General features: G+C 72.8%; 5 protein-coding genes and 1 pseudogene. 4 read left to right on the plus strand and 2 right to left on the minus strand.

The window, feature by feature from the left end; genetic code table 11:
* Positions 1–13: 13 nt before the first annotated feature.
* Entirely contained in the window at positions 14–1336 is a 1323-nt protein-coding gene (locus CIK71_RS13870; RefSeq protein WP_096166270.1) for a CoA transferase, read from the minus strand.
* Between the two features lie 353 nt (positions 1337–1689).
* Between CIK71_RS13870 and CIK71_RS13875 the strand changes: the two genes are divergently transcribed.
* The 4 genes and pseudogenes from CIK71_RS13875 to CIK71_RS13890 form a co-directional block, all read left to right on the plus strand.
* Positions 1690–1899, plus strand: a complete 210-nt coding sequence (locus CIK71_RS13875) for a hypothetical protein (protein ID WP_096166271.1) — start codon at positions 1690–1692, stop codon at positions 1897–1899.
* Between the two features lie 57 nt (positions 1900–1956).
* Complete coding sequence (locus CIK71_RS13880; RefSeq protein WP_096166272.1) at positions 1957–12417, plus strand: non-ribosomal peptide synthetase; 10461 nt, start codon at positions 1957–1959, stop codon at positions 12415–12417.
* 56 nt (positions 12418–12473) lie between these two features.
* Positions 12474–12689, plus strand: a complete 216-nt coding sequence (locus tag CIK71_RS13885; protein ID WP_096166273.1) for an MbtH family protein — start codon at positions 12474–12476, stop codon at positions 12687–12689.
* Positions 12686–13165: pseudogene (locus CIK71_RS13890) on the plus strand (ABC transporter ATP-binding protein); the annotation flags it as partial. The gene CIK71_RS13885 and the pseudogene CIK71_RS13890, both read left to right, overlap by 4 nt.
* Before the next feature lie 145 nt (positions 13166–13310).
* On the opposite strand, the gene CIK71_RS13895 reads toward CIK71_RS13890, so the two are convergent.
* On the minus strand, positions 13311–13610 hold the full coding sequence (locus CIK71_RS13895; protein WP_009883830.1) for an antibiotic biosynthesis monooxygenase family protein: 300 nt from the start codon (positions 13608–13610) through the stop codon (positions 13311–13313).
* Between the last annotated feature and the right edge of the window lie 269 nt (positions 13611–13879).

Here is a 13879-nt window from a genome sequence, read left to right on the forward strand (position 1 = left end):
GATCGTCGGGCGATCATCCTCGCCAGGACGCGTCCGCGGCGCCGTAGTCCCCGACGGGTCGTTCGATCGTGCGACCGTCGATCAGGAGGGGAGGCGGCACGAGGTCGAGCGTCCCGACGGCGGAGTCGAGCCGCACACGCGGGATCCCGAGGGCTGCCGGTTCCACCTCGGGCGGAGGAGGCCCGGAAAGCAGCTGGTGAGCAGCACCGAGCAGGCTGATCCGGATCGTGCACGCACGGGAACGGGCCAGGGCTTCGAGGACCCGTGCGGCCATGAGATGACCGCTCGCATGGTCCAGCGCTTGCACCGGCAGCGCGCCGGGACGGTCCGCCGTGCCGCAGTCGACGGCGATGCCGGTGGCCGCCTGCACGATGGAGTCGAAACCGATGCGTCTCCCCCAGGGCCCGCCCTCGCCCCAGGCGGAGAGCGAGACGATGACGGCCTGCGGGGCGATCGCCTCGAGCGCCTCCGTCCCCAGGCCGAATCGCTCCAGAGCACCGGGACGGTACCCGGTCAGGATGACGTCGGCGTCTGCAGCGAGAGTCCGCACCCGATCAGCGTCACGGCGCAGATCGACCTCCGCGGAGCGCTTCCCCATGCCGGTGGAGAGGTGCTGCTCGAGGATCTCCGGTCGCTGCGGCGGATCGATGCGCAGCACGTCCGCCCCCAGGCAGGCGAGCACCTGCGAGCAGGTGGGCCCTGCGATGACCCGGGTCAGATCGAGCACTCGCACACCCTCGAGCAGATTCCTTCCCCCGCGCTCGTGTCCGTCGGCCGCCTCGAAGCCCCCGTGCCCCGCTCCGCGTCCAGGGCGTCGGTCCGCAGGTCCGCCCGGTCCGGGGCGATCGCCGCGATCGCTCACCTCGGACCACGGCGCATCGGACGCCGCCCGCGCCTGAGGATGCGCCTCCCAGTGCGTGCGGGTGCGAACGGCCACAGCGACGCCGCCGGCCGCGGTGATGGCCTCCTCCAAGTCCGAGGCGTTCCAGCGCGAGGCGGCGCGCTCGAGCCCTCGCCGCCCGTCGACACCGAGCACCTCACGGATCACGGCGGCATGGTGCGGATAGTTGCCATGCAGGCGCACCCAGCCGTCCCGGGCGGCGACGAATCCTGACAGCTCCGCCCATACGGCGGGGGCACGGCCGTCCCGTCTCAGATTCTCGTACGCGGCAAAGGAGGCGGCGATCAGCTCCGGAGTGGTTCCGACAGTCACCTCGAACCCGCGCGAGGTGGCGAGTTCGTCGGCCGCCCCGCACAGGCCCTCCACCGTCGTCCGGGCGAGCCGCTCGACGTCGAAGGGCCCGGTCCACCACCGCCGGGGAACGCGTTCGTCCATCCCCGGAGCATAGACACCCCGCGTCCCCGGCGGAAGCCTTCACGCGCCCGCACGGCCGGACGCCCGGACACCGGGGCACCGGGGCACCCGGACACCCGGACACCGGGGCACCGGGGCACCCGGACGCCCTGCGCCGCGCTCTCCCGTCTGCCGGGTCCGTCTCCCGGTCCTCTCTCCGGGAGGGGTGCCGGGCCCCGTCGGCGGGCTCGGACGCCGCCCGGTGTGTGACGGATCGAGCAGATGCCGACCGCGGACCAATCCGATGCGGCGTCGGCGTCGAACCTCCTCAGTCCGGCGCGGCTTCCGCCGCCCGGGCGCCGACAGCCGTTCCACCGACCGAGGAGTCGTCGATCATGTCCCATCGCTTCCGCCGTATCACCATCACCACCGCTGTGCTCGGAGTCGCGGGCATCGCCCTCGTCGCCCCGGCGAGCGCTGCCAGCGACACCTCCACGAACATCGGCTCGGACAGCACGCTCATCCAGGGACCGCTCGTCGACGGTCCGCTCGTCGACGCCGACGGACTGCTCGGGACGCTGCAGCTCGGCCAGTTCCAGCAGTGACCGAGGCGCACGCATCGTCGTTCCCCGTCACCACCGCATAGAGGAGACCTCCCCTTCATGAGGATGCGCATGCCCTCGGCCACGTCAGCACCCACCGGCCACCTCCCGCTGACCGCGGCTCAACGCGGCATCTGGTACGCGCAGCATCTGGATCCGGACAACCCGACCTATCAGATCGGGCAGTTCCTGGATCTGCGGGGCCCGATCGACCCCGCTCTGCTGAACCTGGCCCTGACCAAGGCCGCCACAGATCTGGACGCGCTGAGCCTGCGCATCGGCGAGGACGCCGCCGGGCCCTACGCGGAGATTCACCGCCCGCGGCCCACGGCGGACCTGGTACGGGTGCGCGACCTGCGCCACCTGGGACCCGACGCGGCCGAGGACGCCGCGCACCTCGACATGGATCAGGAGATGTCCACGCCGCGGGACATGCACGGGGACGACCTCCTCGGAGCGACGCTCTACCTCGTCGACGAGGACCGCTCGCTGTTCTTCCTGCGCGTCCACCACATCCAGATCGACGGCTACTCAGCCGTCATCGCCCTGCGCTACATCGCCGAGACGTACTCCCGCCTGGCCCGCGTCCTCCCGGGCTCACGGCTGCCCCGCCGCCTCGCACCCGGCGTCGCCCATGTGCTGGCACGGCTGCCCTCGCCCCTCCCCTCGCTCGCCGCCCTCCAGCGCGACCTGGAGGCCTACGAGAGCTCCCCCCAGCACACCGCGGACGCTGCGCACTGGCGACGGGCCTTGGCCGGCGAGGTCTCCTCCGAGGGCCTCGAGGGCCGATCCCACGGCATCGCGAGCCGGGTGATCCGTGCCCGGGTCCCTCTCGGCGCCCAGCGCACCGCCCGGCTCGCCGCCCTCGAGCGCGACCTGCCCAAGACCGTCATCGCAGCGGTCGCCGTCTACATGGCCCGGATGACGGGCACCGACGTCGTGCCCATCGGCCTGCCGGTCACCGCCCGCCGTGGCCGGGTCGCGAAGACGACACCGTCCATGCTCTCCAGCGTCCTCCCGCTGCGGGTGAAGGTCGGTCCCACCGACTCGTTCGCCGACGTGATCGGCAGGACCGGGGACGCCGTCCGCGCCGCTGTCGGGCATCAGCGGTTCCGCGTCGAGGAGCTCGAGGGCGCCTCCTCCCACCCCGGCCCCTCGGTCAACCTGCTCCCGGTCATCGACGACCTGCGCCTGGGTGCTGCCCGGGGGACGGTGCACATCCTGTCCACGGGCCCCGTGCGCGACCTCTCGATCGTCCTCGGCGACCTCCGCAGCCACGCCGTCGACCCCGTGCTGCGGCTCGAGGGCGATGCCGCGCTGCACTCCGAGCAGTCGCTGCAGGAGCACGGCGAGCGGCTGCTCCGACTTCTCGACTCGCTGCTCGACTCCCCGGCCGGCACGAGCGTGGTCTCGCCTTCGCTGATGCACAGGGCCGAGCAGGAGGCGCTGCTCGCCACCGGCCGCGGCGCTCCGTCGGACGACGTCCCGGGGACCGTCCTCGAGGCCGTCGCAGCGTCCGTGGAACGGCGCGGGAGCGCCCGGGCCGTCGTCGCGCCCGATGGCGAACGCAGCTTCGAGGAGCTCGACGCCGAGTCGACCCGCCTCGCCCAGTCCCTCGTGCGCGGGGGCGTGAGGCCCGGCGACCGCGTCGCCGTCCGCGTGGGCCGCACGGTCCACCTCCCTGCACTGGTCCTCGGGATCCTTCGGGCCGGCGCCGCCTACGTGCCGCTGGACCCTGCCTACCCCGTCGGCCGCGTCGCGCACATGCTGGAGGATGCGGGGCCCGCCGCGCTGCTGACCACCGTCGAGCAGCAGGAGGCCGACCGGGAGGACGGCGCCGTCTGGACCCTGCCGACCCTGCTGGTCGACACCGAGACCGCTGCCTGGCGCCGTCCCGAGAGCGTTCCGGTCCATCTGCCCCGGGTGGGTCCCGACGACCTCGCCTACGTCATCTTCACCTCCGGGAGCACCGGCCGACCCAAGGGCGTCGCTGTCGAGCACGGCTCGCTCCATGCCCTTCTCGAGCAGCACCGCAGGACGCTCCATGACCCCGCCGCGACCCGGCTCGGGCGCCCGCTGCGCGCCGCCCATACGGCCGGCCTGTCCTTCGACGCCTCGTGGGATCCGCTGCTGTGGCTCGTCTCGGGGCACGAGCTCCACATCGTCTCCGACGAGGTGCGACGCGACCCCGAACGCCTCGTCGCGCATCTCGCCGAGCAGCGCATCGACGCCCTCGAGACCACGCCCTCCTTCGCCGAGGTCCTGCTCACGGCGGGACTCCTGACCGGCCCGCACCATCCCACCGAGATCGCCCTCGGCGGGGAGGCCGTCGGCGACGACCTCTGGGCCGCGCTCGCCGCGCGGGAGGGGGTCCATGCCGTGAACCTCTACGGGCCGACCGAGACGACCGTGGACAGTCTGGTCGCCCCCATCCGCGAGGACCGCCGACCGCATCTCGGCGCCTCCGTGCTCGGCAGCCGTCACTACGTGCTCGATGCCGGGCTCGCACCGGTCCCGGACCGCGGGATCGGAGAGCTGTACCTCGCGGGACACGGGGTGGCCCGGGGGTACATCGGCCAGCCGGGCCTGAACGCGCAGCGCTTCGTCGCCGACCCCTTCGCGGCCGACGGTTCGCGCATGTACCGCACGGGTGACCGGGTGCGCCGGCGTTCCGACGGCACGCTGAGGTTCCTCGGGCGACTGGACGATCAGGTGAAGATCCGGGGATACCGCATCGAGACCGACGAGGTCGAGACCGCCATGCGTCGTCTCGACGGGGTCGTCTCAGCTGCCGTGGTCGTGCGCGGCGAGGGAGCGACGGCCCGTCTCGTCGGCTACGTCGCCACGGCGAGCGGGGCCACGGACGCGAGTGACGTCCCCGGCGCTGTCCGCGACGGTCTGCGCGATGAGCTGCCCGAGTACATGGTGCCGTCGGCGATCGTCGCGCTCGAGCGACTCCCGGCGACCGCCAACGGGAAGCTCGATCGCGCCGCGCTGCCCGATCCGGCGACCACGGCCGCGGACGCCACCGCCCGGCAGCCGGAGACCGACATGGAGCGCGCGGTGGCGGGCGCCTTCGTCGCAGTGCTCGACCGCGACGGCATCGGGGCCGACGAGGACTTCTTCGCAGCGGGCGGCCACTCGCTGCTGGCCACCCGCCTCGCCGCGCGGCTGACGGACCGCCTCGGACGTGCCGTCGCCGTGCGCGACGTGTTCGAGCACCCGAGCGTCGCCGCCCTGGCCGCCGTCCTCGACGACGCCCCCGCCGACAGCGCCTCGGCGCGACCCGAGCGCAGCGAGCGCCCTGATCCCGTCCCCGCCTCGCTGAACCAGCGCCGCCTGTGGTTCCTCCACCGCCTCGAGCCGGATTCCGCCGCCTATGCGGTCCCGGCGATCCTCGAGCTCGAGGGCGATCTCGACCCCGCCGCGCTGCGTTCCGCGCTCGATGACGTCCTGGCCCGTCACGAGCCGCTGCGCACCATCCTTCCCGCAGTGGACGGCGAACCGGTCCAGCACATCGTGCCCGCCGCGGAGGTCCCCTCCCCGCTCCTGGCCGTCGACGTGCCCGCCGAGCGCCTCGAGGCCGTGATCGCCGCAGAGGTGCATCGGCCCCTCGACATCACCCGGGAGATCCCTCTGCGCGCCGTGCTGCTGCGCACCGGTGCGCAGCGCGCCGTGCTCGTGATCACGATGCATCATGTCGCGACCGACGGCTGGTCGCTCGCACCGCTGGCCCGCGACCTGGGCGAGGCCTACACGGCCCGTGCCGCCGGTCGTGCGCCGCAGCCCGCACCGCTGCCCGTGGACTTCGCGGACGCGGCGACGTGGCAGCGAGATCTGCTCGGCTCCGCGGACGACCCCGAGAGCGAGCTGTCGCGCCAGAGCGCGTTCTGGCGGCGCACCCTCGCGGACGCGCCCGCCGAGATCTCCCTGCCCCGTGATCGCCCACGCGGCACGGCTGACCCTGACGACGCCGATCAGCACGGGGTCGGCGAGCTCCGGCTCGATCTCGACCCGCAGCGGCACGCCGCCCTGCGCTCCGTCGCGTCCGCGCATCGCACCAGCCTGTTCATCGTGCTGCACACAGCCCTCGCCGCCGCCCTGCACCAGCACGGGACCGGCGACGACGTGGTGATCGGCACCCCGGTCGCCGGTCGCCCCGATCCGCGGCTGGACGACCTCGTCGGCTTCTTCGTCAACACCGTCGCCCTGCGCACGTCGCTGAGCGGCGACCCGACCCTCACGGACCTCCTCGAGCGGGTCCGCCTCGCGAACACCGAGGCCTACGCGCACCAGGATCTCCCCTTCGACCTCGTCGTCGAGGCGGTGCGTCCCCCGCGGCACGTGGACCGGCCACCGGTCATCCAGGTGATGCTGAGCCTGCAGAACGCCCCGCCCGCCCGGCTCGACCTCCCCGGCGTGCGGGTGCATGTCCCCGCCCCCGCCGCGAGCTCGGGGGTCAAGGCGGATCTGCTGATCGACGTCACCCCCGAGGACGGCGACGACGGCGGTCTCCGCATCGTGCTGGGCTACGACCGTGCCCTGTTCGACGGCGCCACCGCGGCCCGTCTGCGCGACTCCCTGGATCGCGTGCTCGAGCAGGTCGTCGCTGATCCCCGGGCGCGGCTGGGGGATCTGCCCACCGCAGCTCCCGACGCACTGCGCGAGCTCGAGGACCGGGCCCGAGGGCCCGAGGCGCCTGCGCCCGGCACGATGCTGGATCGGCTCGAGCGCACGGCGCGTGAGCATCCGGGAGCCCTCGCACTCGTCGATGCCCAGGGCGAGCTCACCGCGGCCGAGCTCCTCGCCCGCGTCCGCACACTCGCTGCGGGCCTCGCAAAGGTCGGGGTCCGGCGCGGGGACCGGGTGGTCATCGCCCTGCCCCGCACCGCCGATGCGGTCACGGTCGTGCTCGGCGCACTGCGCGCCGGTGCCATCGCGGTCCCCGTGGACTCCACCCATCCCGACGCGCGGCTCGAGCGGGTGCTCACGTCCGCCGGGCCCCGCGTGGTGGTCACCACCGATCCCGCCCGTTTCCGCCCCCTCCTGCCGACGCCGCGGGATGCACCCCGCACCGAGGTGATCGCTCCGGACGACCTCCCCACGGGCGGCCCGGCCCCGGCTGCTCCGGGACCCGAGGACACCGCATATCTCGTGCACACCTCGGGCACGACCGGAGCCCCCAAGGGCGTCCAGGTCTCCCACGCGGCCCTCGGCACCGTGCTCGCCCAGCACGAGCGCACGCTGATCGGCCCCCTGCGCGAGCAACTGGAGCGTCCACCGCGGATGCTTCACCTCTCCGGCCTCGCCTTCGACGCCGCATGGGACCCGATCCTGTGGCTCGCCTCGGGCAGCACGCTCCTGATCGCCGACGAGACCGTGCAGGCCGATGCCGAGGCCGTCGTGCGCCTTGTCCAGGAGCAGCGCATCGACGTCGTCGAGACCACGCCTTCCTACGCCTCGCAGCTGGAGGCCGTCGGCCTCGAGGACGCCGTCCGCACAGGGCCCGGCAGGCTCCTGCTGGCCCTGGGCGGGGAGGCGGTGCCCCAGGCGCTGTGGGACCGCATCGCCGCCTCGGACGCCCTGGACGGATGGAATCTGTACGGCCCGAGCGAAGCCACCGTCGACGCCCTCGTCGCCCCCATCACCCACGGGCCCGTCGTCCTCGGTGACCCCGTGCTCGGGGTCCGGGCACGCGTGCTCGACCGCTTCCTGCGACCGGTTCCGCCCGGCGTCGAGGGCGAGCTGTACCTCTCCGGCGCCACCCTCGCCGACGGCTATCGCGGACGTGCCGCCGAGACCGCAGCGCGCTTCGTGGCCGACCCCGCCGCGGACGGTGCGCGGATGTACCGCACCGGCGACGTCGTGCGCCGGACGGCCGAGGGTGACCTGCACTTCCTGCGGCGCGCCGACGACCAGGTCAAGCTCCGGGGGTATCGCATCGAGATCGGTGACATCGAGAGCGCCCTGGAGCGCGCACCGGGCGTGCGCACCGCCCTCGCCCGGATCGTGGCCCCCGGTGGAGAAGGCACCGAGCGCGTCCTCGCGTGGGTGTCCGGGGAAGCCGACGAGGCCTCGGTGCGGGACACGGCGCGCCGGGAGCTGCCGGCGTACATGGTCCCCAGCGCGATCGCCGTGATCGCGGAATTCCCGCTGACCTCGAACGGCAAGGTCGATGTGTCGGCGCTGCCCGATCCGCAGCACGGCTCGTCCGCCGAGCGCTCCCCGGTCGACGACGCCGAGGAGCGCATGTGCAGCCTGGTCGGAGAGATCCTCGCGATCAACGTCCCGGGCCCCGACGAGGACTTCTTCGCCCTCGGCGGGCATTCCCTGCTCGCGGTGGAGCTCGTCGGCCGCATCCGGGACGAGTTCGGCGTGGCCGTGCCGGTCCGCACCGTCTTCGACCGTCCCACCCCCGCACTGCTCGTCGCCGCCCTGCGCGCCGAGGACCCCGTCGGTGCGGTGGCCGATCACAGCGCTCCCGGGGAGCTCGGGCACCCCGCCCCGATGCGCCTGCGCGACTGGGTCGTGCAGAACCCTCGCTCTCCGCACGAGGAGCTCCCCCTCTCCCCTGACCAGGCGCGGCTGTGGTTCCTCCACCGTCTGGCGCCGGGCTCGGCGGAGTACACGGTGGTCCTCGAGGCCGATCTCGAGGGCGACCTCGACACCACCGCGCTCGCCGGCGCGGTCGACGACCTCGTGGCTCGCCACGAGGTCCTGCGGACCACCTTCCCCGAGATCGAGGGACGTCCCGTGCAGCGCATCCAGGACCCGCCTTCCGGCATCCTGCGCCACGAAGCGGTCGACACCGCCGCCGGCTTCGATCTCTCCTCCCGGATCCCGCTGCGGGCGGGCCTGGTGAGGACCGGCGCCCAGCGCTGGCGCTTCACACTGGCCGTGCACCACATCGCGACCGATGGCGCCTCGCTCGCGCCGATGGTGCGCGACCTCGCCTCCGCATACGGCGCCCGCACCGGGGGGACCCGGTCCGCCCGCCGCCCCCTCGCGGTCCAGTTCGCCGACCACGCACGGTTCCAGCAGGTCGGGCACGACCGGCCCCAGGAGGAGTATCCGCACCTCGCCGCCTGGACGGAGCAGCTGCGCGGCGCGCCCGAGGAGCTGGCCCTCCCCGCCGACGGACGCCGCAGCGAGGAGACCACCCGTCCCGCACGCACCCTGGCCTTCACCGTCCCCGAAGAGGTCAGCACACCGCTCCTGGCCTCCGCAGCGACGAGCGGAGCCAGCAGCTTCCACACCTGGTTCGCCGCGCTCGCGGCCTATCTGCAGCGGGTCGGCGCCGGGGACGACCTCGTCATCGGCACCCCGTCCGCCGGTCGCGGCGACCCCGACCTCGCCGACCTCATCGGCTTCTTCGTGACCACACTCCCGGTGCGGCTGCAGGTCGACGGCTCCCGCCCCTTCCGCGATGCGGTGGGGCGGGCCCGTCGGTCCGTCCTGCACGCCATGGAGCACGACGACGTGCCGTTCGAGCGCATCGTCGAGGCCGTGGCACCCGATCGGCAGTTCGGTCGCCATCCGCTGTTCCAGACCATGCTCTCCGTGGAGGAGCTCGGCGATCCGGCGCTCGAGCTGCCCGGGGTCGAGGTGTCCCGGGTGGAGCCGCGCTCGACCGGCGCGGCGAAGGTGGATCTCTCCTTCACCCTCCGTCCCCGCTCCGACGGCGGAGTGGACGGTGTGCTCGAGCACGACGCGAACCTGTTCAGCGAGGACGCCGCTCAAGGGCTGGTCGAGCGCTGGCTCGGCTTCCTGGCGGGGATCGCCGCAGATCCGGGTCGGAGGCTGCAGGAGATCCCCGCCGGCCCGTCCTCGACACCTCTGATGCCGTGGCCCGCGACGGCCGGGCCGCAGAGCCTGCTGGATGCCCTCGCGACCTCCGCCGCGGCCCGATCGGCCCTGCCCGCCCTCGTCGGGGATGACACCTCCCTCACCACCGGAGAGCTCGCCGAACGGGTCGACACCATCGCAGGAGGTCTGTGCGCCGCAGGCGCCGTTGCCGGGGATCGCATCGCCCTGGCCGTGCGTCGAGGCACGGGAACCGTCGCGGGACTGCTCGCGATCTGGCGGGCCGGAGCAGTCGCCGTCCCGGTGGACATCACTCTTCCTGCTCAGCGGATCACGGCGATGCTGCACGCCGCCGCACCCCGCCTCGTGCTCCGCACCGGGCACGTCTCCGAGGAGGACGCGGTACGAGCCGCGCTCGAGGCGGGCATCCCCTCCGAGTCCGTCCGGTGCCTCGAGGACCTCCCGGAGGGCTCCGCACCCGAGCTGCTGCCGGGTCCGGACGAGGCGGCCTACATCCTCTTCACCTCCGGCACCACCGGGACGCCGAAGGGCGTCCAGGTCCCCCACCGCGCGCTGACCCAGCTCCTGAGGAGCCATCGCTCGACTCTCCTTCCCGAGCCCGGCCTGCGGAGACGGCGTCTGGCCCACACCACGGGCGTCGGCTTCGACGCCTCCCTGGACCCGGTGCTGTGGCTGGCGGCAGGTCACGAGGTGCATGTGGTCGGCGACGACGTGCGCCGCGACCCGGAGGCCCTGGTCGACCTGCTCGCCCGACGCGATATCGACGTCTGGGAGACCACCCCCGGGTACGTCGACGCGCTGCGCGGGCAGACAGGGCTCGCCGACCTCCTCGATGCACGGGACCCCGAGGATCCCTTCGTGCTCCTGCTCGGCGGGGAGCCCGTCGATCCTGCCCTGTGGGCGTGGATGCATGAGCGTCCCGCCGTGAGGGGGTGGAACCTCTACGGCCCGACCGAGGCCGGCGTCGACACCCTGGTCGCTCCGGTTCTCGCGAACCCGTCTCCCGTGCTCGGCTCCCCGACCAGCTCCACCGTCGCACGCGTGCTGGACGCGAACCTGCGACCGGTTCCCGTGGGCAGCATCGGCGAGCTCTGGCTCGCCGGGCCGCAGCTGGCCGACGGCTACCTCGGTGACGCGGCTGCGACGGCGTCCCGGTTCGTCGCCGACCCCTTCGCAGGGGATGGCTCACGGATGTATCGCACCGGCGACCTCGTCGCGGTGCGCGATGCGCCCGCCGGCCACCGGCCGCCCGTCGTCGCGCTCGGCCGCGGCGACGAGCAGGTGAAGATCCGCGGGCACCGCATCGAGCCCGGCGAGGTCTCGGCGGTGCTCGAGGAGCGCGACGAGGTCGCGCGGTCCGTGGTCCGTGCGATCGACAGCCCGCGGGGCATGGTCCTCGCCGCCTGGGTGGTGCCCGCCGAGGGCGTCGACGCCGCGGCGCTCCCGGAGCTGCTCGAGCGGACGACTGCTGCCCGCCTGCCGGAGTACATGCGACCAGCCGCGTTCACCCTCGTCGACGACATCCCGCTGACCTCCCACGGGAAGGTCGACACCCGAGCGCTGCCCGACCCCGCCTTCGTCGGCGGGTCCGGCCGCGCGCCCCGGGACGGGACCGAGGCGATCGTCGCGGCGGCGTTCTCGACAGTGCTCGACATCGAGGAGGTCCGGGCGGACGACTCCTTCTTCGCCCTCGGCGGGCACTCCTTCGTGGCCCGCCCCGTCGTCGCGGAGATCGGCGAGCTCCTCGGCCGGGAGGTGCCGATCCACCTCCTGTTCCGAACGCCGACGGTGGCGGGTCTGGCCGCGGTGATCGACCGTGGACCCTCCGGTGCAGCACCGAGCGGAGGTGCAGGCAGTCGCTCCGCGGACGGGGACCTCGAGGAATCTCTCGCCCCCGTCCTGCCCCTGCGCCCCGAGGGGCACGGCGAGCCCCTGTTCGCCGTTCACCCCGCGAGCGGCCTCGCCTGGGGCTTCTCGAGCCTGCTCCCCCATCTGCGCAGTCGACGACCCCTGATCGGCCTGCAGATGCCGGGGCTCTCCACACTCTCCACCTCCGAATCGTCCCGCGCCCCGGAGCAGACGCTCGACGAGATGCTGGACCAGTACCTGGAGGCGATGCGCACCGTCCAGCCGCACGGCCCGTACCACCTGCTCGGCTACTCGCTCGGCGGCAGGATCGCTCACCATCTCGCTGCGCGCCTGCAGGCCGCGGGCGAGGTGGTCGCCTTCCTCGCCGTGCTCGACTCCTACCCGCGCCTCAGCGGGTCGCTGCAGGGAGCCGAGGACGACGGCTCCCGGTGGCGGTCCCTGCTGGAGGCCCAGGACATCCCGGTGCCCGCTGGCCCCCTCGACGCCGCGACGGTGGTCTCCGCCCTGCGCACCGCCGGGAATTCGCTCGGCCAGCTCCCTGCGACGACCGCCGAGCGCATGGCCTCGCGCTTCGCCCATCTCGGCACACTCCTGGACGCCGCACAGACCCCCGTCGTCGAGGGCGACCTCATCGTTATGGAGGCCACCAGGGATGCTCCGACGGACCGTCCGGATCCGGCGGCGTGGATCCCGCATCTCACCGGCGAGCTCACCGTCCACCGGGTCGACGCCCGTCATGCGGACCTGCTCGACGAGCCGGCGGCAGGAACCGTCGCCGCCGAGCTGGACTCCTCTGCGATCCTGCGCAGATCCGACCAAACCGAATGACCGTCCGTTCCGAACCACTGGCAGCAACGCATCCACGACGGAAACGGGAACGCACCATGATGAACCCCTTCGACGACACCGACGCCACCTTCCGCGTCCTCGTGAACGAGCGCGGACAGCACTCTCTGTGGCCGGACTCCGCGGACCTGCCGCGCGGGTGGGTCGTCGTCTTCGGACCCGATGACCACGCCGCTTGCCTCCGCTACGTCGACGCCTCGTGGTCCGACATCACTCCCCGTCGTCTGGACGACGGAGCACGGGCCGCTTCGTGATCTCCCTGCGCGGCGTCGTCAAGCACTACGGCGACCGCACAGCCCTGGCCGGGATCGACCTCGAGGTGCCCGCGGGCACCGTGCAGGGCCTGCTGGGTCCCAACGGCGCCGGCAAGACGACGATCGTGCGGGTGCTCACCACGCTCCTCGAGCCGGATGCCGGGGACGCCCTGGTCGCGGGCCGCTCCGTGCGGACGGATCCTGACGGCGTGCGTCGCAGCATCGGGGTGTCCGGCCAGTACGCGGCCGTCGATGAGAAGCTGACCGGCTTCGAGAACCTCCGCATGGTCGCCCGGCTGTACGGCATGCCGCGGCGGACCGCCGCAGCCCGAGCCCGCGAGCTGCTGCGCGACTTCCGCCTCGAGGACGTGCCGGCCACGCTCCTGGCAGGTCAGTACTCCGGCGGGATGCGCCGACGCCTCGACCTCGCGGGCGCCATCATCGCCCGGCCCCCGGTCGTGATCCTCGACGAGCCGAACATGCTCAAGGGTGATACGTATCGTACTTCGTATCTCCAGTGTACCGACTTCAAGCTGGCGGCATGACGAAGACAGTTGAGCTGTGCGAAGCCCGGGGTGTGAGCGATGTGTCGCTCACACCCCGGGTTCGACGGTGGCTGGGTTACTTGTACTCACCCACAACCTGGTAAAGACCAGGGCTCGCCTTCGCGATGCCCGCGGTCTTCTTCGCGTACTCAGCCGCCTCCGGGTCGGACTGGGTCGCCTTGACATCATCGGCAGACTCCCACTGGGCCACGTTGAGCACGCGCGTCTTGTCGGCGCTGGCGAGCAGGGTGACAGAGATGAAACCGGGCCGGTGCTTCATCACCTTCTCGGTACCCTCCTTCAGCAGCTCGACGAGTTCCGGCTGCTTCTCCGGCTCGACGTCGATGACGTTGACGAAAGTGACTGGATTGGACATTGCGATCCTCCGTTGGGTTCGAGTTCGACCGGAGTCGACTCACATGGAGCCGAGTTCCGGGGGCACTGCTTCCGTGCCTAGTAGACAGGCGAGCTAGCTGACGAGAGTGTGAGGCGTGTAGGACGTCTCGCTGCTCTTCGACGGTCAGAGCGGGCTAGAGCGACCCCGTTGCGCGTCAGTGACGACGCACCCCGAAGCCCGCGGATGTGCGACCGAGACTGTAGGCAACGCGCTCAGTCTTGACCCTCGGTGGTGTCATAGCGTCGAAG

It is taken from the genome of Brachybacterium alimentarium, from assembly GCF_002332425.1.
In the GTDB taxonomy this organism is placed as follows: Bacteria; Actinomycetota; Actinomycetes; order Actinomycetales; family Dermabacteraceae; genus Brachybacterium; species Brachybacterium alimentarium.